This window comes from Streptococcus entericus DSM 14446 (assembly GCF_000380025.1).
Classification (GTDB): Bacteria; Bacillota; Bacilli; order Lactobacillales; family Streptococcaceae; genus Streptococcus; species Streptococcus entericus.
Genome location: NZ_KB904159.1, coordinates 32,912 through 54,804 on the forward strand (window position 1 = coordinate 32,912; position 21,893 = coordinate 54,804).

Here is a 21,893-nt window from a genome sequence, read left to right on the forward strand (position 1 = left end):
CATGTTAAAAAAAGAAAATATACCTAACCTTCTAACGGTGATGAGAATCGTGATGATTCCTCTCTTTCTCATCTTTAGTTCGGTTAATGGTTTGGTTTGGCATCGTGTTGCTGCGGTGATTTTTGCTTTGGCAAGCTTGACCGATTATTTAGATGGTTATCTGGCTAGAAAATGGCAAGTTGTTACGAATTTTGGTAAATTTGCTGACCCTTTAGCAGATAAAATGCTGGTCATGAGTGCTTTTATCATGCTAGTTGGAGCAGACTTAGCTCCAGCTTGGGTGTCTGCTATAATTGTTTGTCGAGAACTAGCGGTGACAGGTTTGCGCTTACTCTTGGTTGAAACTGGAGGCGAAGTGCTTGCGGCAGCCATGCCTGGTAAAATTAAGACTGTTACTCAAATGCTATCAGTCATTTTCCTGCTATGGCATTGGACGATGATTGGTCAGTTAACGTTATATGTTGCCTTGTTCTTTACGATTTACTCTGGTTACGATTATTTTAAGGGAGCGAGTTTCCTGTTCAAGGATACTTTTCAGAAATGATAGATCTTAAACAAGTTTATTTTAAGTATGATGCCCAACGAGAGGATTATGCGCTAACTAACCTCTCGTTTCACGTGAAACAAGGTGAGTGGGTATCCATTATCGGACATAACGGCAGTGGCAAATCGACTGCTGTTCGATTGATTGATGGGTTATTAGAAGCTCATTCGGGAGAAATTAGAGTTGCTGGTCAGGTCTTGTCCGAGGAAACGATATGGGCGATTCGTCGAAAAATCGCCTTTGTTTTTCAGAATCCTGACAATCAATTTGTTGGGTCAACGGTAGAAGATGACGTGGCATTTGGTCTGGAAAATCAAGGCTTATCGCATGAGGAAATGGAAAAACGTGTGACGGAGGCTCTTGACTTGGTTGGAATGTCTGCTTATCGAACCAAGGAGCCTGCGCGTTTGTCAGGAGGACAAAAGCAACGTGTTGCCATCGCTGGAGCACTTGCTTTGCAACCTGAAATTATTATCTTGGATGAAGCAACCAGTATGCTAGACCCAAAAGGTCGGCTGGACTTAATCACCCTGATGAAGCAGTTGCGAACACGGTCAAATCTAACGGTCCTATCAATTACCCATGACTTGGACGAAGTAGCGCTGAGTGATCGGGTGTTGGTGATGAAAAAAGGACAGTTGGTTCTGGATACGACACCACGCGAACTATTTGCCAAAGGTGATGAATTGCTTGACTTAGGTCTTGACAAACCATTCTCTAGTCAGCTGGCTGAGGCGTTAGCGCTCGATGAACAGCTCGGCTATTTATCAGAAAAGGAGTTAGAAGACTACCTATGGGGATTACACTTAGGGGAGTAAATTACACCTATCAAGAAGGGACGCCTTTTGAAGGGCGCGCTCTTTTTAATATTGACTTGGGGATTCTGGATGGGTCCTATACGGCGGTTATTGGGCATACGGGTAGCGGTAAGTCAACGATGATGCAGCTTCTGAATGGGCTTAATATACCAACCAAAGGAGACGTTCAGGTTAATGGGGTAACCATTTCAGCCAAGAGTAAACCAAAATCAATCAAGCAGTTACGCCAACAGGTTGGGTTGGTCTTTCAATTTCCAGAGAGTCAATTATTTGAAGAAACGGTTTTAAAAGATGTTGCCTTTGGTCCGAAAAATTTTGGTAAGACTACTGAGGAAGCTGAGAGCATTGCTCGGGAAAAGTTGGCTCTGGTTGGGATTTCGGATGATCTATTTGAAAAAAATCCCTTTGAGTTATCTGGTGGGCAGATGCGTCGAGTGGCGATTGCTGGGATTTTAGCAATGGAACCAACGGTTCTCGTTCTAGATGAACCAACTGCTGGTCTTGATCCTAAGGGACGTAGGGACTTGATGGCTTTATTTAGTCAGTTACACGCATCAGGAATGACAATCGTTCTAGTCACTCATTTGATGGATGATGTCGCTAACTACGCGGAGCAGGTTTATGTTCTAGAGGCAGGTCGATTAGTCCTGTCAGGTTCTCCCCAAGAGATTTTTCAAAAGGTTGACCTGTTAACTGAAAAACAACTTGGCCTACCAAAAATAACGGCCTTTGCTCAGCGCCTAAGGGAGCGTGGTGTAGCGATGGACCGTTTACCAATCACCATTGATGAGTTTAAGGAGGTGATGCGGTCATGGACAAACTGATTTTAGGGCGCTATGTTCCAGGGCAGTCTGTTCTTCATCGTCTTGACCCTCGAAGTAAGTTGCTGGCGATGATGATGTTTATTCTCATCATTTTTTGGGCAAATAATCTTGTCACAAATGTTTTAGCTCTAGCACTTGTCCTTGGTTTGGTTTTCCTGTCTCGGATAAGCCTATCTTACTTTATCCAAGGCATTCTGCCGATGCTTGGGCTTATTGCCTTTACAACTATGTTTCAGCTCTTTTTTACCTCTGCTGGTCAGCCGATCGCTAATATTTGGTTTTTAACTATCACAGATAAGGGCTTGGAGATGTCGCTGTTGATTTTTTCTCGGTTTTTGCTGATTATCCTATTTTCAACCTTATTGACTCTTACGACAACTCCCTTGAGCTTGTCAGATGCGGTTGAGAGCTTGCTAAAACCCTTGAAACCACTGAAAGTACCTGCTCACGAGATTGGGCTCATGCTGTCGTTAAGCTTGCGCTTTGTTCCAACCTTGATGGATGATACTGTACGTATCATGAATGCCCAGAGGGCAAGGGGGGTGGATTTTGGAGAAGGAAACCTGATTCAAAAAGTCAAATCAGTCATTCCAATTTTGATTCCTTTATTTGCTTCAAGTTTTAAGCGGGCTGAGAGTTTAGCTCTTGCGATGGAAGCCAGAGGCTATCAGGGGGGTGATGGTCGGACAAAGTACCGGCAATTATCTTGGCAACACCGAGACACCCTTGCTATTCTTGTGATGATCTTATTTGCTGTCGCTCTTTTTTACCTTAAAAATTCTTAACATCAACTCATCGAGCAAGAAAATATGATCTTTTTGTTATATTTGTCATTGCAACTCAATCCTGTTGTAAAAAACTTTCGTTAAGATGGGGGTATTCATCAGAAAGGAGTTACATGATGACAGTATTAATAATAACGAAAAAACAACTGATTAAGGGCATGTTTGCGGCATTTGCTTTTGCAATGATGACCTATGGATGTCATGTTTCGGCAGAGACTTACACCGTAAAGGCAGGTGATACCCTGTCTCAGCTAGCTCAAACATATAAGACAACGGTATCAGATTTGGTCAAGTTGAACCAATTAGACAATGCAGATGTCATCTACGTTGGTCAGTCATTGGAATTAGGTGCTGCTGAGAAACAAGAAAACTCATCTGTCACAGCTGTTTCAGAAACAGCGCAAGATCAGGCGTCAACCTCTTATGTGTCTCAACTTAGTGCAGCAGATGCTGCTGCCAAAGAAACCATCGCCTTTAAAGAGTCAGGTGGCAGTTACACTGCTCAGAACGGCCAGTATTATGGTCGCTATCAATTGACCTTGTCTTATTTGAATGGGGATCTGTCGCCAGAAAATCAAGAGCGTGTGGCTGACACTTATGTTAAAAATCGTTATGGGTCATGGACGGCTGCCCTTAGCTTTTGGCAGGCTAATGGCTGGTATTAAACGACCAAAAGAAAGTTTTTAACACAAGATATTGTAAAGAAAACAAATAGAACACCTACATCTTGTGTTTAATAACAGATAAAAAGAACAGGTAAAATAATATATTTTACCTGTTTTTCACTTTATTGATATATTTAGACACTGTTTTTTAATCATTTTGTAATATATAGACCGTAGAATAGTCTTGTTACCTAAAATAAAAAAGGATATAAGGTATATGTCTCAATTAAACCATAAAAATCTGAAAACAAGATTGCTATCAGTTCTAAGTGCTTTTTCAATTTTGGTGTTTGGACTGTTGCTAACAAAATTATTTGGTCAAGAATTACCATCTACTATTGCCTTGGCGGATACTCAAAAAGTAACCTCTAGCCAGTCAGAAAAAGACTTGTTCTTAACAACTTTGCCTCCTCAGTTAAAATTAGCTGAGCCTAAGGTTTCTATCAAGATAAAGCCTACTGAACCTGAGGTGATAGCTGAGGAACCAGTCGTTGAATCAGTTGAAGTCGTTTCAGAATCGGCTGTTCAATTTACCCCTGTCGTGTCAACTTATACAGCAGGTAGTTATCCAACAGTTCTGTCAAATGGAAATACAGCAGGTGCTGTGGGAACGGAGGCAGCAGCTCGTATGGCGGCAGCAACAGGTGTTCCGCAAGCAACATGGGAATACATCATTGCGCGTGAGTCCAATGGCAATCCAAACGTTGCAAATGCTTCAGGTGCATCTGGTCTCTTCCAGACCATGCCTGGCTGGGGCTCAACGGCAACCGTTGATGACCAAATCAACTCTGCCCTTAACGCCTATAACAATCAAGGCCTTGCTGCTTGGGGTGTGCAATAAATGATAAAGAAAAGGAGCTATGAAAGCTCCTTTTTATGATGCATGAAAATAGCTGAGCAGGTCATCAGGCTTATCCATCATTGCCTCTGCACCGTTGTCTAATAGTTCCTGTCTGCTACCAAATCCCCAAGTAACTCCAATGGGGTGAACACCAGTTTCACGTCCACCAATCATATCGTACCTGGTGTCACCAATGATATAGCAGTCTTCTGGGTGAAGTTGATAGTCTTGTAAACAACTTCTAATCACATCTGATTTATGATGATGGCTTGCAGTTGCACCATAAATGCCAGTAAAGTACTGATTGAGCTCTAAGTGAGAGAGCATCAGCGTTGCCATCGGTTGGTTCTTGCTGGTCGTGACAAACAGGTGATGTCCAGCTTGTTTTAAATGAGCTAAACTCTCCTTGACACCAGTGTAAACGGTAGTCTCGTAAACACCCTTTTGATCATAGTAAGCTCGAAAGGCTGCAATGGCTTTGTCGATGTCATCTGGAGATGAAAAGTAGGTTGCAAACGTCGTTTGCAAGGGAGGCCCAATAAAGGTCATCAGCTCTTCCCTATCTGGGTAAGCCAGACCTAACTGCTCAAAGCTGTAGCGAAAGGCTGCTAAAATCCCCTGACTAGAGTCAACTAAGGTTCCATCCAAATCAAAGAGCAGTGTAGTCATAGTTTTCTCCTGTAAAGAGGTTGTAAAGGGTGATTGACAGAGGTGTCAAGTTGTCAAAGACTAGCTCAACCACAAAGGGCATCAAGGTCTTAAGCTGTTCAAAATCAGCTAGACCAAAATTAGGGTTATAGTAATTGAGCATGGTTGAGATGGCTGTGCCGTGCGACGAGACAATCAGCTGTTCTGCTTGGCTATTTTCCAACAAAACCGTCAAGGCAGCAATGGTTCGGTGCTGAACCTCAGCTAGGGATTCGCCGCTGTCGCTATACTTGTAAACAAAGTCCTGCCACTGGTTAGCCGTAAAGGTTTTGAAGTCCTCAATCCAGACGTCGTCAATCTTACGCTCACGAAAATCAGCCATTAGCTCAATGGGCAGACTCAGCTGATCAGCCACGGGTTGAATGGTCTCCACAGCCCGCTTGTAAGGGCTGGAAACAATCTTATCTATCGGTTTTTGCTTAAAGAAGTCAACCAGCAGTTGACAATCCTGTAAACCTTTTGCGGTCAGCTCTCGTGTGACATCATCATGGTTATTGTAGTTGGGTTCAGCGTGCCGAACCAGATAAATGGTCTTTGTCATTCCCCAAAAATCTCCTTGCTGTAAAATATTCCTGTCGGTGTGGCGGCAAGTCCTCCCTCAGCAGTTTCTTTGAAGGCAGTCGGCATAGCCTTACCAACCTGATACATGGCATCGACCACCTCATCCACAGGAATTTGTGAGCAGATACCAGCCAACGCCATATCTGCTGCGATGAGGGCAAAGGAAGCCCCGAGGGCATTTCGTTTGACGCAAGGAACCTCAACGAGACCAGCCACAGGATCGCAGATTAGTCCCAGCATGTTTTTGATGACAAAGGCAACGGCTTGACTGGCTTGAAAGGCAGTGCCGCCGGCAGCCATAACCAGGGCAGCTGCTGACATGGCAGAAGCTGACCCCACCTCAGCCTGACAGCCCCCCTCAGCCCCAGAGATGGAAGAGTTATTGGCAATGACCAGACCAAAAGCCCCTGCGGTGAAAAGAAAATCCAACTGCTGGTCAGTGGTCAGCTGCAATTTGTCAATGGCAACGTTGAGCACTGCAGGCAAGCAACCTGCTGACCCAGCTGTCGGTGTTGCACAAATCAAGCCCATCTTGGCATTGAGTTCATTGACCGCCATAGCATTTCTGACCGCATATAAAATCGTGCTATCAGACAGGGTCTTTCCTGCTTGGATGTACTTGTCCATACGAACGGCATCTCCGCCTGTCAGACCGCTTAGGGACTTGCTTTCGGTCAAGCCGTTGACCACCGAAGACTTGAGGACTTCTAGGTTTCTGGTCATAATCGCTCGGCTTTCATCAGCTGTCCGTCCTGTCAGCTCAGTCTCAGTTGCTAGCATGAGCTGAGCCACAGAGCCATTAAAATCATGCTCTGCCTGTTCAACTAATTCTTTAATGGTGTAAAACATAGGAATCCTTTCTTGACAAGGTTGTCAACTTAATCAAAGAAATTGACGTTATGCAGGTGAGGTATGTTGACAATCTGCTTGACAGCTTCTTGACAGTTTCTGGAGTCAACCTCAATAATCATGATGGCCTTCTCTCCTGCTGCCTCACGGGTCACGGTCATCTGAGCGATATTGATGTCATGCTGGGACAATATCTCAGCCACCTGAGCAATCATTCCAGGAATATCCTGATGAACGATAATAATGGTTGGGGTATTCATCTTGAGCGACACTGAAAAACCGTTCAATTCGGTCACCTCGATATTGCCACCACCGATGGAAATGCCTGTGATGCTCATTGACTTGTCACCCTTTTTCACCGTGATTTTTGCCGTATTGGGGTGAGAGGCATTGCTGTCTTTGATGATGTCCCAGTAGATACGAACACCTTTTTGGTGGGCGATTTCGAGAGAATTTTTGATATCTGGATCATCTGTCTCCATGCCTAAAATACCAGCGACCAGAGCTAAGTCAGTCCCGTGTCCTTTATAGGTTTTGGCAAAGGAGTTATAGAGATGAAAGGTGACCTCCTCAGGGATGTCACCGAAGATAGAATGAACAATCTTTCCAATACGAACAGCACCTGCTGTGTGGCTCGATGACGGTCCAATCATGACCGGTCCGATGATGTCAAAAACTGACTGGAAACGTAGGGTTTTCATAAGGCACTCCTTGAATTGTAACTGCTTCAATTATACCACATTTGGGCAGGTCGGAAGACTTTCTCAGTAATTTTTGATATGATAGGAACATAATTTATATGGAAAGGTCATTTAATATGCCCCTCTTATCCAAGAAAAATGCTCGGCATGTCATTGAGGAAATTATCGCTCTCTTTCCAGATGCCAAACCTAGTCTGGATTTTCGTAACCATTACGAGCTACTCATCGCGGTCATGCTGTCTGCCCAGACAACTGATGCAGCGGTTAATAAAGCAACACCTGCTTTGTTTGAGCGCTTTCCAACTCCAGAAGAAGTTGCTCTCGCCAGTCCTGATGAGATTGCCCCTTATATTGCCAGACTTGGGCTTTATCGAAACAAGGCCAAGTTCATGTATGAACTCTCTGTTCAACTCTTAGAACGATTTGATGGTCAAGTTCCCCATACTCGTGAGGAACTGGAAAGTCTACCTGGAATTGGACGAAAAACAGCCAATGTTGTGTTGTCAGTTGGTTTTGGTATTCCTGCCTTTGCTGTTGACACCCATGTGTCAAGAATCTGTAAACATCACAAGATTGTCAAGGCAACCGCAACTCCCTTAGAAATTGAAAAAAGGGTTACGGACATCCTGCCTCAAGAACTCTGGTTACCAGCACATCAGGCCATGATTTACTTTGGTCGAGCCATTTGCCATCCGAAGAATCCTGAGTGCGATCATTACCCTCAGCTTTACACCTCTGACAAATAGATTGACAACACTATCAACAAAAGTTGTCAGTTAATTGACAATAAAATTTTTTTAAAGTCCTGTTAACAGGGCTTTTTCTCTGAGAAAATAGGCATTTCATGATATAATAAAGGCTCAACATCGACCTTCAAATCGACCGTTGACAGCCTATTGAGGTTGACAGTAATTGAACACGCCCTAAAAACGTCGTGAAAATCAGTGATTTCCTAGAGGTTTTCAACCTCAGCGTCAATCCCTGCATTTTCAACTCGTTTTCTTTACGGGCTTTGTATCTTATTTGATGGGAGGATTATCAATGAGTGATAATTCAAAAATTCGTGTCGTTGTCGGCATGAGTGGAGGAGTTGACTCTTCCGTGACCGCCCTGCTGTTAAAAGAACAGGGCTATGACGTCGTCGGTATTTTTATGAAAAACTGGGACGATACCGATGAAAATGGCTTTTGCACGGCAACCGAAGACTACAAGGATGTGGCTGCGGTAGCGGACCAGCTGGGCATTCCTTACTACTCGGTCAATTTTGAAAAAAAGTACTGGGACCGTGTGAGCTACTACCGCAACCGCCTGGTCAGTGCAGGCATGGCCAAGCTCCTCACCTAATGGCTGAAAAACGATTGCCTGGATGACCCCAAAATCCTCCTGCAAGTGTTATTGGCCTAAGCAAAAAGGGGTGCCTATCACTCACCGAACTCCTATGCTTGACAAGTGAGTTCATCTGCGATATACTTAATTAAGTTTATTAACTACTTTCTGAACATGGATGAGGTTATTCTCTTGGGTGGTTCTGCCGGTGGTAACTTGGTTGGTCTCATGGCTAATATCCAGACCAATCCAGCCTATGCCAAGGATTTGGGCGTGACAGCTAGCTTGGCTCCAGATACCATCAAGGCGATTATCTTTGAAGGAGGTCACTTTAATAACGGTCAGTTCCAAGAAACCCGCTCTGCTCTTATTGACTGGGCTTTCTACCAGATGGGTCGGCTTTATCTGGAGACCAATGATGTCAAAAAATCCCCACAACTGGCCATCTCAAACGTGACCGATTATGTGACGGCTGATTTCCCGCCGACCTTCATCTCGGATGGCAATACGGCAACCTTTGATGCGCAAGCCTTTGCCTTTGAAAAACAACTGACGGCACTTGGTGTAACCAATGAGCTCAGCTATTACAGCGTTGAAGAAGCTGGCTCTCTGGGCCACGGCTTTGAAGAATCTGGTAGCGAGTACGCCATTAAAACCTTTGACAAGATCAAGGCTTTCTTGCGCCAGGTTACCCAATAAGGACATAACGCCAAGTGCCCCTTGGCGCTTTTGCCCTGTCTAAATGAGTGGGGCAACCACTCGCTTGATGTCATTTTACAGTAAGGAGTTTTATCGTGAAAAAATTATCTGATTTGGGTCATACTGGCAAGCAGGCCCTCTTATCTGGTCTGGTCTTCATGACCCTGGGCCTCTTGTTCATCCTCTATGGGCATCAGATCCCGCGGTTGGGCTATCAGCTCTTTTTTGCCTATCTTTTTATCACTGCCCTGTGGCAGCTGATCAGTCGCTGGTTTCGGCGCAAGGACCTGCGTGAAAACCTGCTCATTACCCTGGCTAAATTGTTGCTGTCTAGCTTGTTGGCCAATGCCATCTGGATAGAAAATACAGCCGTCTATCTGTTGACGGCAGCTATTGCCATCTACCTACTCTTCATCGCCTTTGTCCACCTTGTGACCTGGTTTCTCTATCGCCAAAACGGCATTCGGCCAAGGTTTCACTACCTGTTAGACGGTCTTTGGATTGGTGGATTTGGTTTATACAGCATTTCTCCTTTTCATGACGCGGCCAACTTTGAGCTCTTTCTCTTGGGCTGGTACCTGATGGCTCTGGGATTGACCCGCCTGCGTGATGGTTTCTTTTTCTCCAGCCAGGATCGGGTCAATTCCCTCAAACGACGGATGAGGGTATCCTTGCCCATTGTTTTGACAGCGTTGATTCCTGCCAAAACGCTACAGAAAGTAAATGCCTATCTCCAAGAGCATGACCAAGAAAGCTTGGCCCAGGCCTATAACCAGACCAAGGAGGGGGCAGAAGCCAAGCTAGAGATTTTTGTCCATACCGCCCAAACCTCGCTTTTTTCTGCCATCGGTCACGTGGACATCTGCTACCAGGGGCGGGTGATTTCCTACGGCAATTACGACCCGACCTCGGAGAAGTTTTTTGGAATGGTGGGCGATGGGGTGCTTTATTCCTGTGACCGGGAGAGCTACATTGAGCTCTGTCAGCGGGAAGATCAAAAGACCCTCTTTGGTTACGGCATCAGTCTGACACCAGACCAGGAGGCCGCTGTTCAGGAAAAATTAGCAGCTATCAAAGACCTGCTCTTGCCTTGGGATCCAACCCAGGCTGACCAGTCAGGAACAGAGACTAGCTATGCCTCTAAAATTAAGACCCAGGCCGATGGTGAGCTGTTTAAATTCAAAGGCTCCAAGTTCAAATCTTATTTCGTTCTCAGTACCAATTGCGTCTTACTGGCTGACAGCATCGTTGGTCAAGCTGGCACCGATATCCTCAGCCCCAAGGGATTTATTGCCCCAGGCACCTATCAGGCCTACCTGGATGCCCAATACGAGCGGCCATACAGCCTGGTCGTTAGCAAAAAAATCTATCAGTAAATTAGGCAAATCAATCGCTTTTCGGCTGAATAGTTGGTTGTTAGTTATTTCTTGCTTGTCGTTTATTGTGAATCAGTTCAAGCATCGTTCTTGGAGGGCTATCGCCCTCTTTTCTTGTGGAAAGTCTGCTTTCCTGCTATAATAGAGGCTCAACATCGACCTTCAAATCGACCGTTGACAGCCTATTGAGGTTGACAATAATTGAACACGCCCTAAAAACGTCGTGAAAATGCAGTGATTTCCTAGAGGTTTTCAACCTCAGCGTCAATCCCTGCATTTTCAACTCGTTTTCTTTACGGGCTTTGTATCTTATTTGATGGGAGGATTATCAATGAGTGATAATTCAAAAATTCGTGTCGTTGTCGGCATGAGCGGGGGTGTTGACTCCTCTGTGACCGCCCTGCTGTTAAAAGAACAGGGCTATGACGTCGTCGGTATTTTCATGAAAAACTGGGACGATACCGATGAAAATGGCTTTTGCACAGCAACCGAAGACTACAAGGACGTCGCAGCTGTGGCTGACCAGCTGGACATCCCTTACTACTCAGTCAACTTTGAAAAAGAGTACTGGGACCGCGTTTTTGAGTATTTCCTAGCCGAGTACCGTGCGGGTCGCACGCCCAATCCAGATGTCATGTGCAACAAGGAAATCAAGTTCAAGTCCTTTTTGGACTATGCCATGAGCTTGGGGGCGGACTATGTGGCGACTGGTCACTACGCTCAGGTCACTCGTGATGCAGACGGCACCGTTCGTATGCTCCGTGGGGCGGACAATGGCAAGGATCAGACCTACTTCCTTAGCCAACTATCTCAAGAACAGCTGCAAAAAACCATGTTTCCACTAGGTCATTTGCAGAAGTCCGAGGTAAGGGCAATCGCAGAGCGGGCAGGCCTTGCGACCGCTAAAAAGAAAGATTCGACAGGCATCTGCTTTATCGGCGAGAAAAACTTCAAGTCATTTCTCAGCAATTATCTACCAGCGCAACCAGGGCGGATGATGACAGTTGATGGCCGTGATATGGGCGAACATGCAGGACTGATGTATTATACCATTGGTCAACGTGGTGGACTAGGTATTGGAGGTCAACATGGTGGTGACAACCAACCTTGGTTTGTTGTTGGAAAAGACTTGTCACAGAATATCCTCTATGTCGGACAAGGCTTCTACCATGACAGTTTAATGTCAACAAGTTTACAAGCTAGTCAAGTTCACTTTACAAAGGAAATGCCAGAAGAATTCACTTTGGAGTGCACAGCTAAGTTCCGTTACCGTCAACCTGACAGTAAAGTGACTGTAAAGGTGAGGGGAGATCAGGCTGAGGTTATCTTTGATGAGCCACAACGAGCCATTACCCCAGGTCAAGCTGTTGTTTTCTACGATGGCGATGAGTGCTTGGGTGGTGGTATAATTGACAACGCCTATAAAGATGGGGAGGTTTGCCAGTATATTTAGAACAAAAAACATCTCCAAGTGCTCTCAAGACACTTGGAGATATTTCTTTATCAGTCGAGGCCTAGGGGATAGGCAGCCGTTCCGCCCTCAACGTTGATGGCTTGATAGCCTTGTTGCAAGAGGAATTGAACGGCCTGGGCCGAGCGTCCCCCTGATTGGCAAATGATATAGTGAGTCTGTGTTTTGTCAAGCTCCGTGTAGGTTTGACCCAATTGGCTTAGCGGTAGATTGATAGCACCGGGAACATGCCCGTTTGCGTACTCGTGGCTTTCTCTGACATCAATCAGTGACGTCGGTGAGGCCGTAAGAAAATTTGTCATGGAAATACTTGTCATAGTGTCGGCCTTTCTAAGGGGTAATAATCGCCTGAGGGCGAACGGTTTTGTAGAGTGAATAAGCACCATCGAGGTTAGCAACAGTGAAGCCATTTTGCTTGAGCAGTCGCTCTGCCAGATAGGACCTCAAACCAGAGTGGCAACTGACGATGTACTCGCTTGTCCTATCTAGTTCATCCAGTCGCTCCCGCAACTGATCGAGTGGGATATGAATGGCTTTCTGGAATCGCCCAGCGAGTAACTCATTAGGGTTGCGGACATCCAGCAAGACCTTTCCAGCAGCCAACTCCTGCTCTAGCTCATGCCACTGTACAGACTGACTGAGCCCTTCTGCCAGATTGATAGCAGCATAGCCAATCATATTGATGGGGTCTTTGGCTGAACCAAATGGGGGAGCGTAGGTGAGTTCCAATTCAGGCAGATCAAAAATGGTCAAACCAGCCTTAATGGCTGTGGCTAGGACATCTATGCGTTTATCTACACCTTTTTGCCCAAGTGCTTGAGCCCCATAAATCCGCCCTGTTTTCAGTCCAAAAATCAGCTTCAAGGTGATGTCAGTTGCTCCTGGGAAATAGGAAGCGTGGTCTTTGCCGGTTGTGTGAACGACAGTAACGTCATCAAACTGCTGACGAGCAATCGTTTCCTTGAGCCCTGTTGAGGCTACAGTTAGCCCAAAAACGCGGACAATGGCAGTTCCGATAGAACCCTTGTTTTTTCTCGGTAGACCTGCTATGACATCTGCCACCTGGCGACCTTGACGGTTGGCAGGACTAGCGAGAGCGATCAGGCTATCTTGACCAGTGATTTGTTGCTGAACGATGATAGCATCCCCTACAGCATAAATATCAGGATGGCTGGTTTGGTAATCGTCGTTAACCAGAATACCGTCCCGAAGCCCCAAACTGAGTCCGGCTCTCTTGGCGAGATCTGATGCAGGACTAACGCCAACCGATAAAATCGTGAGGTCTGACATTAACTCACGACCGTCTTCGAGCAGGAGACGCTTGCCCTTATCGAGGAAGGCAGAAGCGGTCTGTCCTGTGATAACTGTTACACCCTTGTTTTCTAACTCATCTTTGATAAAGGCTGCCATCTCTTCATCAAAAGGCGGCAAGACATGAGGTGCTTTTTCGATAAGGGTGACCTCTAGCCCCCTGTTAGTGAGACTTTCAGCCATTTCTAGACCGATGAAACCTGCCCCGATCACGGTGGCTTTTCCTTTGGAAATATGGCTGAGCTGGGACATGATGTGATCTAGATCAGGGATATTTCGCAGCGTAAAGACTTGTTCAGCCTCATCAAGACCGGGAATGTCAGGGATAAAAGGATTGGCTCCTGGTGATAAGATGAGTTTATCAAAGTTTTCGGTGTAGGTATTGCCCTGATGGCGAACAGTGACGAGCTTGTTAGTCGGATCAATGTCTAGCACTTCTGTTTCAGGACGCACATCGAGGTTAAAGCGTGCCTTGAGGGCTTCAGGTGTTTGGACGAGCAAACTCTGCCGCTCTGCTATTTCGCCGGAAAGGTGAAAGGGGAGTCCGCAGTTGGCAAAGGAAACGTAGGGGCCCTTATCAAAGACGATAATGTCAGCGTCCTCCATGAGGCGACGCAGGCGAGTGGCGGCAGACATGCCTCCGGCCACACCTCCTATAATAATGATTTTCATGTTAGTGTCCTCCTGTTGTTTTTCTAGTCCACTTGGACATGCCACCGGTGATATTGGTGGCGGTAATGCCTTGCTTGTTCAGCTCCTGTTGGGCCATTTTCGACCGTCTGCCAGACTGGCAGATCAGGTAAATCGGTTGTTCAGCCCTGAATGTAGCGGATGCGAGTTGGGTCAGGGGGATATTGATGGCTTGCTTGATATGCCCCTGGCGGTATTCTTTGGTCGTTCTTACGTCGATCAGTTGTAAGGGGGCATGACTGTCTAAAAGTTGTTCGAGTTCTGATATGCTAATACTGTTTCTTTGTTTGAAAAACAAGGATTTTAGGTGGTTTAACAAGAGCTCTCTCCTTTCTTTTTTGAATACCCCTATGGGTATATATTGATTTTATCAAAGGTTGAGCAGACTGTCAAGGAAAAAATCTGATGGATTGCAAAATATACCCTCCCATGGTATGATGTATATAAGGAGGTGAGCAGATGGATCCAAAAACCAATATTCTCAATCGTCTCAAACGAGCCGAGGGTCAGCTGCGTGGCATTCAACACATGGTGGCTGAAGAGCAAGAATGTATCGATATTGTGACGCAACTCAGTGCGGTGCGATCAAGCATCAATCGGATTATGGGCTTGGCGATTTCCCAGAAGTTGATGACCTGTATCGAACACCCATCAGATAATCCAGAAGAACAAGAAAGGCGACTCCAGCAAGCGATTGACTTGATTATTAAGAAGTGAGGAGTCGTCATTCCTGCAAAGCAAGGCTATTAAAGTTGATACACCAACATTTTTTCTGCTAAAATAATCCTAACAACACGATGAAAGTCAAAGCTCGTTGTCTTTTGCGTTGTTTGGCACGCAATGATGAACTAGCTTTGGCTTTTTTCTGAGCTTAAAAAGGGCTTATCGATTTGAAAATGAAAGAGTTCAAACAGGCACACAACTTTATAGAACACTACGACATTATACTCGATAATTGAGTGTAAACATACGGCTCTTTGTTTTCTGGTGGTCGGTTTAGAATATGATAAGAGTCTAAGAACGAACGCAATCTGAAGACAACGGTTTTGATACCGTTGCTTTTTTCGTTAGTTGGAAAATTTATCACAGGCTGTTTCAGTCTTATTTGACAATAAATTGTATATGGAGAATAACAGTTTTACCATGCTAATTTAGGCTTTATTTTGACATTCAACTTCACCTAGGATATAATTTTTATGTAAGCGGTGCAATAAACAATAGCTGGAATGGCGCTCAGAGAGGAGATTAACTAATGAAATTGACTGTTTTGATTACCTTGTTCAACGAAGAGAGCATAATTTATAAAACGCATCAGGCAATGGTGACACAGTTAGAAAGTATGCTAACTAAAGAACTTTCAGCTTATGAACTGCTTTATGTTGATGATGGGAGTAAAGATAATACTCTAGCAATTTTGGAGGATTTTGCAAGAGATAATCCAAATGTTCATTATCTAAGTTTCAGTCGAAATTTTGGGCGTGAGAGTGGTATTCTAGCAGGTTTTCGGCATGCAACTGGAGATGCAATCATGGTTATGGATGGTGACTTGCAACATCCTCCGTATCTTATTCCTTTATTTGTTGCAGCTTATAAGGAAGGATATGATGTGGTTAGTGGCCAACGAGATAGAGCAGGGGAGAATCCTTTTACTACAATCTTTGCGCGTGCCTTCTACCATTTGTCAAATCACTTAATGGATGTGCAATTGACAGATGGAAAATCAGAGTTGAAGTTACTCAGTCGTAGGGCTGTTGAAACTTTTATTTCGCTTCCTGAATATAACCGTTTTAATAAAGGTCTTTATGAATGGATGGGCTATAAAGAAAAAGTTATTCCATATAAAAATCATATACGTGAGGCAGGAAAAAGTAAATTTGGTTTTGTCAAATCACTCAATTATGCTGCACAAGGTATAATTTCATTTAATGATAAACCTCTTCGCTATTGCTTACAACTAGGTGCAGTAAGTACGGGCTTTGCTCTACTTTATCTACTATTTGAATTGTTACACTATCTTTCAAGTCCAGAAACAGCTGTTAGCGGTTATTTTACGACAATTGCAGCCGTCATTCTATTTTCAGGTGTCCAATTGATTTCAATCGGTATTTTAGGTGAATATATCGGAAAAATTTATTATGAAGTAAAGAGAAGACCGCACTATATCATCGAAAAAACGAATATTGATGTCGCTTTAGAAGGGGAAAAAGTATATGCTAAAAACTCAAATAAATCGTCTAATTGAATGGCTTAAGAAACATCCGAAACCAACTCTCTATCTAACCAGTTTTGTTCTTCCCTGTTTCGTCATGTTGGGTGTGTGGATGGTTAATCAACAGTTTCCATTCGGCGCAAAAAGTCATATGGCTGTAGATTTTGGACAGCAGTATATCGGGTTTTATGCTTACCTCAAAGAGACCCTCTTATCTGGTGATTTTGCTAGCCTAACCTACTCATTTGGCAAGTCTATCGGTGGTGAGATGATTGGAGTGTTGGGATATTACCTGATGAGCCCATTTAATTTGCTGTATGTTTTATTTCCCTTGAAACAATTTGGATGGGCAGTTTTTCTAACTATTCTTTTAAGATACGGTTTTATGGGTCTGACTTTCTCTCATCTTCTCATCAAGCGATACAGAGGTAGCGAAAGCCAAGCTTTGTTTGTTCCAACTTTTGCAACAGCATATGCACTCTCGGGAATGATCGTATCCTATCAAATGAATCCGATTTTTTACGATGCCATGATTTGGCTGCCTCTTATTATTACTTATCTGGAAGAATTTTTGGATAAAAAATCGACCTATAAATATGTCCTGGTTCTTGCTTTAGCCGTACTATCGCAATTTTATATGGGATATATGATTTGTTTATTTGTCGGCTTATATTCACTTTATTATACAGCTCCGCGCCTAGCTGGTGCGAAAAATTGGAGAGAGGTTTTGAGACTTTATGTCGCTCCGCTTCTTCATCTGCTGGGGTATTCTCTACTGGCAATAGGAAGTGTTGCAGTTCTTCTTTACCCAGTTGTTCTTAATTTGTTACAAAGTAAAGGTGCCTATGATGCACCATTGAATTTCACATTTGCTTTCCAAATTAATCCTTTAGATATCCTATCAAAGCTATTTATTGGCGGATTTGATAACCAGTCTTGGTCTGCAGGCCCCAGTCTTCCTAACTTGTTTGTTGGTTCGCTTGCATTAATCGGCTTTCTGTTATACTTTACGCATTGTAGAACTCACCCTTACCGTAAATGGGCTGCAGCAATCATATCGGCTTTCTTTTTACTATCCTGTGTGCATGAACTTACAAGTAAGATTTGGCATATGGGACAAAATCCTGCTGGCTTCTTCTATCGTTTTTCTTGGATTGTTTCTTTTTTCTTAGTTTTATTAGCTTTTCAAACACTTCAATCCTCAAAAAAAATTAGTCGTTCAACATTTGTTAAAGGGATATTTATAGCATTACTGGTCGTTACTTATGTGGTTTATAATCAGTATACTTATTTGAAGGTGACACAACCAGAGGTGCTGACAGAATTAGCTATAAAATATAAAAATTGGCTTCATATTGCTGTTACTTGCTTTAGTGTTTGGTTATCTATAAGATATTTCAGAAAAAAGTCACACGCTCAAAGTCGTTTATCATGGTTAACTATTCTTGGAATATTTATTATTACTAATATTATCGTTCTCTTTTTAGTTAAAGGCTATCTATTAGGTCAGATAATGCTAACGTTTCTATCTTGGGTATTCATTCTTGTATTTTACAGGGGAGATTTTAAGGGATTAGGAAAACTGCTGGTTGTTGCTCTAACTCTATTAGAATTGGGGTATAATGCCTATCTCTCCCAGACAACATTAGGTTACACCGATGCGTATAAGTTTGGTGACTTAGCCAACAAGCTAAACCACCTAGGGAATACCATTGATAGTTTGAGTCAAAAAGATGGAGATGCTAAGTTTTATCGGGTTGGAACAGATTTTCTTTACTCTAAAGTCGACCCTTTAATCGGTTCTTATCGTGGGTTGAGCAACTTCAGCTCCAGTTTAGAAAAATCAACAATCGATCTTTTTAGTTCGTTTGGTGAGGTTGCTGGAAATGCCTCAACATTCTATGCCAACGGTACTGTTTTAACGGATGCTTTTTATAGTGTTCGCTACTATGTCACCCGTAAAGACTATACAAGCGAGGAGGTTGCTGGTAATCCACGCTCTCATTATTTTAGTAAACATTCAACTCGAAAAGATTTATTAAGTCACTACCAACCTATTCATGAAGATAAAACCTTCGTCATCTACGAGAATAAAAATGTTCTTCCAATCGCCTTTGCCACTAATCAACTGACGCGTAATATTAAGTTTGGGATAAACAATCCTGTGTCTAATCAAAATATTGTTTTAAACTCAATGAGTGATGAGAAGAAAGACATTTTTCAGCATCTAGCTTTTAATCAAATAGAACTGGATAACCTAAAAGAAGTGGAAGAAAATGGTAAGCGAATTTATCGTAGACTTGATAAAGATCAAGCAGGGACGATACGCTTTAAGTTTGTTCCACAAACAAACTACACCTATTACTTTCAAGCACCAATATCCATGCGGTCATCTATGGGAAAAATATCAATTAAGTTAAATGGCCAATTTTATAATTACACACAAACTTTTGACCAAGTACAGCTCTGGAACATTGCTCACCAATCTCAAGATCAAGAGGTTGTGCTAGAGTTTCAAACATCAACTGAAGATGAACTTGATTTTACTAATTTTTCATTAGTACGTGCAGATGATCAGGCTATTGCGGATATTATTAAAAAAAGGCTCGAACAAGGGATGGTTGTTGAATCATTTAATAATACTCGTATTACTGGTACTGTCAATGTTACTGATACTAGTGATGTCATGATGACAAGTATTCCATATAGTCCGGGTTGGAAGGTTAAAGTTGATGGAGAAATTGTTGAGACGACTCAGGCATGGAATAGCTTGCTCTCGTTCCCAATTTCTTCAGGTGAGCATGACATTGAGCTAACTTTTAATACACCTGGTTTAATACCTGGGCTACTTATCTCCCTGTTATCTATAGGGATTCTAGTCTATCTTGCTTGGACGGAACAAAATGTGTTACTGAAAAGTTAAACAGTTAGACATTTAGCCTAAAAGTTATTTTAGTAAGAATAAGATTAAAGTACATAATACTTGATTTTAGGCAAGAGAGTAGGGTAGAATAACATTACCTGTACAAATTATTTGATAATAATCAACAAAACAGCACGTATAGTTAGTATCTGTCGAGTTTTATGGAATTTATCAAAAGTTTGGACGATAGAAAGGAAATAGATTATGAGACATAATCACTTTTTGCAAAGGATAATGCTAGCATTTGCCTCTGTGATGTTCTTGTTTAGCGGACTGTTTGTTACTAGCCAGACAGTAGATGCTAAAGAATTGACAAACGTCGTAACGTCTATTACATTATATGACAAATTAAATGGACGTGAAATCACTAAGGTTAATGGAACTTATGATATTGTTCAAGGGGTTACTTATGCTTTTGAAGTTAACTTTGACTTGAGCAAATATGACGGTAACCTATCTGATGGAGATAAGTTTACCTTGACGATTCCTGCACCGATGACGATTAAAAGTGTCCCTTCAGAAGATGTTGTTGATCCTACTACAAAAGTGGCGATTGGAACGGCAGTAGTCACCTCTAATGGTGAGAATCGTGGAGGGACAGTCACAATTACTCTGAAAAATTTGCAAGAGTATCTCAAGAAAAAAGGAGGTGCACAAGTCCAAGGAGTAAAAGGTTTATTCTTTACTGATTTTGTTGCTAACGAAATTGTTAACGAAACAACAATTGCCTACCAAACATCAGAAACAGCACAGCCAATTACTCACAAGATTAGGGTCAAAGCTAAAGAGGGAACGGATTATTCTGGTGTAATCGGCAAAGAAAATTTTGCTAAGATTGGAGGAGTTATTGCGGCTAAAAAATGGACTTCTGAAACATTGGGAATTAGCGGTGACTATGTTCACCCTTGGTCAGTTAGGGTGAATACTCGTCAACAAGCCTATGATACAATTCGTATTACAGATACCATATCTACGGAACATTCACCAATGCAGTTTATTCCTGAGACCTTAGAGGTTTATGCGGGGACTTATCTTGCTAATAGTCTTCAGTTAGATGCGAAAAAACAGCGTAAGCTAGTACAAGGGCAAGACTATTTTCTAGAGTACAATTCATCTTATACCAGTTATGTTATCACCATTAATAATGCTTCTGATATTCAAGTTGATGGTAAGCCTGCAGCATTTCGTGTTATCTACGATACGACCTCACCAGCCGATGGGTCGAATGTGGCTAACAGCGTTGAAGTAACAGCAGATGGCACACCATTAACAACAGCGACAGATCGTGTGGGTACAGTTATCCTAGCTGAGAGAAACTCTAAAATTGCTCAAGGTTATAAAGTTCAAATTCAAACAGGGTATCGCTTAACTATTTATAAAGTAGATTCTGAAACAAACAGACGATTACCTGGTGCTGTCTTTAGGATTACAGCGCCAGATGGTACAGCTGAAGAAGTAACTACTAGCGACGAAGAAGGCAAGGAAGGGCTTGCTCAATCTAAAGTTTATTCAGAAGCACTTGTTAAACAAGGGAAATTTAGAGTTGAAGAAATTACCGCACCTGTAGGATATGTTATCAATAGTGCACCATTTGAAGTAACGATTGGTCAAGCAGGAGCTATTCGCACAATTAAGAACAAACAAGAAACCATCTCTATCCCAGTCACAAAGATTTGGGAAGGAGACCAGGAAGCAATGCGCCCTGAAGCAATCGTCATTCAACTCTTAGCTGATGGTGAGGAAGTTTCAGGCAAGACTCTCGAGTTAGATGCTACGTCTGATTGGAAAGGAAGCTTTACCGACCTTCCTAAGATGAAAGACGGTAAAGAAATCGTCTATACCATCAAAGAAGAGGTTGTTCCGCAAGGCTACACGTCTACTATTACTGGGGATGTAGCAACGGGTTACACTGTTAAAAATACTTATACTGCCCAACCAGTAAAAGTTACTATTGAAGCCAAAAAAACACTAAAAAATAGAGATTTGTTGGCTGATGAATTCTCGTTTAAACTTGCCAAGGAAGATGGTGAGGTCATCAAGACAGTGACGAATGATGGCGCTGGGGATATTAAGTTTCCAGAACTCTCATTTGATAAGGCTGGGATTTATAATTACACCATCACAGAAGTGAAGGGTACTGATTCAACAATTACCTATGATGAAACCCCTGTAAAAGTTACTGTAACAGTTAAAGACAATGGCAAAGGACAGTTGGAAGCTCAGGTTTCCTACGAAGATGGCGATAAAACTTTCACAAACACCTACACACCAACAGCACCTGCAAGTATCGTCTTGAAAGCTCATAAGTCTCTGGAAGGTAAAGACTTAGTTGCCAATCAGTTTTCATTTACNTTAACAGATAAAGNGACCAATAAGGTTTACTCTGCTCAAAATGCTGCTGATGGTTCAGTAAGCTTTGAAGAGCTTACCTTTGACAAAGAAGGCANNTTTGAGTTTGAACTTGCTGAAGTTAAAGGAAACCTTCCAGGTATTGTTTATGACGAAACTAAAGTAGCAGTTACTATTGAAGTGACCAAAGAAGGCAATGAGTTAAAAGCTCAGGTTATCACACCAAATGAGCCAGACGAAAAT

At 43.0% G+C, this 21,893-nt stretch carries 21 protein-coding genes and 1 pseudogene; 15 read left to right on the plus strand and 7 right to left on the minus strand.

Annotation, left to right across the window (positions count from 1 at the left end; translation table 11 throughout):
* Position 1 precedes the first annotated feature (1 nt).
* The 6 genes from pgsA (at position 2) to A3GW_RS11400 (ending at position 4,477) form a co-directional block, all read left to right on the plus strand.
* Entirely contained in the window at positions 2–544 is a 543-nt protein-coding gene (gene pgsA / locus A3GW_RS0103525) for a CDP-diacylglycerol--glycerol-3-phosphate 3-phosphatidyltransferase (RefSeq protein ID WP_026216572.1), read from the plus strand.
* Complete coding sequence (locus A3GW_RS0103530; RefSeq protein WP_018367941.1) at positions 541–1,362, plus strand: energy-coupling factor transporter ATPase; 822 nt, start codon at positions 541–543, stop codon at positions 1,360–1,362. The genes pgsA and A3GW_RS0103530 overlap by 4 nt, the downstream gene beginning before the upstream one ends.
* Positions 1,338–2,186 carry an energy-coupling factor transporter ATPase gene (locus tag A3GW_RS0103535; protein WP_018367942.1) on the plus strand — a complete coding sequence of 283 codons (849 nt, stop codon included), beginning with the start codon at positions 1,338–1,340 and terminating at the stop codon, positions 2,184–2,186. Before A3GW_RS0103530 ends, A3GW_RS0103535 begins: the two co-directional genes overlap by 25 nt.
* Complete coding sequence (locus tag A3GW_RS0103540; protein WP_018367943.1) at positions 2,174–2,971, plus strand: energy-coupling factor transporter transmembrane component T family protein; 798 nt, start codon at positions 2,174–2,176, stop codon at positions 2,969–2,971. Before A3GW_RS0103535 ends, A3GW_RS0103540 begins: the two co-directional genes overlap by 13 nt.
* Positions 2,972–3,129: 158 nt before the next feature.
* Positions 3,130–3,636, plus strand: a complete 507-nt coding sequence (apf, locus tag A3GW_RS0103545) for an aggregation-promoting factor (protein ID WP_233275308.1) — start codon at positions 3,130–3,132, stop codon at positions 3,634–3,636.
* 295 nt (positions 3,637–3,931) lie between these two features.
* Complete coding sequence (locus tag A3GW_RS11400; protein ID WP_169333178.1) at positions 3,932–4,477, plus strand: transglycosylase SLT domain-containing protein; 546 nt, start codon at positions 3,932–3,934, stop codon at positions 4,475–4,477.
* A gap of 33 nt (positions 4,478–4,510) precedes the next feature.
* Here A3GW_RS11400 and A3GW_RS0103555 read toward each other — a convergent pair whose 3' ends face one another.
* Genes A3GW_RS0103555 through sdaAB form a run of 4 tightly spaced genes read right to left on the minus strand, consistent with a single transcriptional unit; the run spans position 4,511 to position 7,296 of the window.
* Complete coding sequence (locus A3GW_RS0103555; RefSeq protein ID WP_018367946.1) at positions 4,511–5,146, minus strand: HAD hydrolase-like protein; 636 nt, start codon at positions 5,144–5,146, stop codon at positions 4,511–4,513.
* Positions 5,127–5,726: a histidine phosphatase family protein gene (locus A3GW_RS0103560; RefSeq protein WP_018367947.1), complete on the minus strand. Its 600-nt coding sequence runs from the start codon at positions 5,724–5,726 to the stop codon at positions 5,127–5,129. The genes A3GW_RS0103555 and A3GW_RS0103560 overlap by 20 nt, the downstream gene beginning before the upstream one ends.
* Complete coding sequence (gene sdaAA, locus A3GW_RS0103565) at positions 5,723–6,595, minus strand: L-serine ammonia-lyase, iron-sulfur-dependent, subunit alpha (RefSeq protein WP_018367948.1); 873 nt, start codon at positions 6,593–6,595, stop codon at positions 5,723–5,725. Before sdaAA ends, A3GW_RS0103560 begins: the two co-directional genes overlap by 4 nt.
* A 29-nt stretch (positions 6,596–6,624) precedes the next feature.
* Complete coding sequence (sdaAB, locus tag A3GW_RS0103570; RefSeq protein WP_018367949.1) at positions 6,625–7,296, minus strand: L-serine ammonia-lyase, iron-sulfur-dependent subunit beta; 672 nt, start codon at positions 7,294–7,296, stop codon at positions 6,625–6,627.
* A 116-nt stretch (positions 7,297–7,412) separates the two neighbouring features.
* Here sdaAB and nth point away from each other — a divergent pair, with 116 nt between their 5' ends.
* The 5 genes and pseudogenes from nth (at position 7,413) to mnmA (ending at position 12,150) form a co-directional block, all read left to right on the plus strand.
* Positions 7,413–8,042 (plus strand): endonuclease III, encoded by a 630-nt coding sequence (nth, locus tag A3GW_RS0103575; RefSeq protein ID WP_018367950.1) that lies wholly within the window; start codon positions 7,413–7,415, stop codon positions 8,040–8,042.
* Between the two features lie 295 nt (positions 8,043–8,337).
* A pseudogene (locus A3GW_RS0103580) lies at positions 8,338–8,595 on the plus strand (tRNA 2-thiouridine(34) synthase MnmA); the annotation flags it as partial.
* A gap of 150 nt (positions 8,596–8,745) precedes the next feature.
* Positions 8,746–9,321 carry an alpha/beta hydrolase fold domain-containing protein gene (locus A3GW_RS0103585; protein WP_018367952.1) on the plus strand — a complete coding sequence of 192 codons (576 nt, stop codon included), beginning with the start codon at positions 8,746–8,748 and terminating at the stop codon, positions 9,319–9,321.
* Positions 9,322–9,416: 95 nt separating this feature from the next.
* Complete coding sequence (locus A3GW_RS0103590) at positions 9,417–10,697, plus strand: hypothetical protein (protein WP_018367953.1); 1,281 nt, start codon at positions 9,417–9,419, stop codon at positions 10,695–10,697.
* A 331-nt stretch (positions 10,698–11,028) separates the two neighbouring features.
* Entirely contained in the window at positions 11,029–12,150 is a 1,122-nt protein-coding gene (mnmA, locus tag A3GW_RS0103595) for a tRNA 2-thiouridine(34) synthase MnmA (RefSeq protein WP_018367954.1), read from the plus strand.
* Between the two features lie 50 nt (positions 12,151–12,200).
* Here the strand turns inward: mnmA and A3GW_RS0103600 are convergent, their stop codons facing one another.
* From A3GW_RS0103600 to A3GW_RS0103610, 3 genes are read right to left on the minus strand one after another with little or no spacing between them, the layout of a single operon-like run.
* A complete protein-coding gene (locus A3GW_RS0103600; protein ID WP_018367955.1) occupies positions 12,201–12,485 on the minus strand; it encodes a rhodanese-like domain-containing protein in 285 nt (94 codons plus the stop codon).
* Between the two features lie 13 nt (positions 12,486–12,498).
* Positions 12,499–14,151, minus strand: a complete 1,653-nt coding sequence (locus tag A3GW_RS0103605; protein ID WP_018367956.1) for an FAD-dependent oxidoreductase — start codon at positions 14,149–14,151, stop codon at positions 12,499–12,501.
* A 1-nt stretch (position 14,152) separates the two neighbouring features.
* Positions 14,153–14,488 (minus strand): rhodanese-like domain-containing protein, encoded by a 336-nt coding sequence (locus A3GW_RS0103610; RefSeq protein WP_018367957.1) that lies wholly within the window; start codon positions 14,486–14,488, stop codon positions 14,153–14,155.
* Between the two features lie 140 nt (positions 14,489–14,628).
* On the opposite strand from A3GW_RS0103610, the gene A3GW_RS0103615 reads away from it, so the two are divergent.
* The 4 genes from A3GW_RS0103615 to A3GW_RS10755 all read left to right on the plus strand — a co-directional run.
* Positions 14,629–14,886, plus strand: coding sequence for a metal-sensitive transcriptional regulator (locus A3GW_RS0103615; RefSeq protein WP_018367958.1), 258 nt, complete (start codon positions 14,629–14,631; stop codon positions 14,884–14,886).
* Between the two features lie 535 nt (positions 14,887–15,421).
* Complete coding sequence (gene pgfS, locus A3GW_RS0103620) at positions 15,422–16,411, plus strand: glycosyltransferase PgfS (protein ID WP_018367959.1); 990 nt, start codon at positions 15,422–15,424, stop codon at positions 16,409–16,411.
* Entirely contained in the window at positions 16,380–19,301 is a 2,922-nt protein-coding gene (gene pgfM1, locus A3GW_RS0103625) for a glycosyltransferase PgfM1 (RefSeq protein WP_018367960.1), read from the plus strand. The genes pgfS and pgfM1 overlap by 32 nt, the downstream gene beginning before the upstream one ends.
* Positions 19,302–20,288: 987 nt before the next feature.
* Positions 20,289–21,893: Spy0128 family protein (locus tag A3GW_RS10755; protein WP_473965402.1), on the plus strand; the 1,605-nt coding region annotated here is incomplete at its 3' end.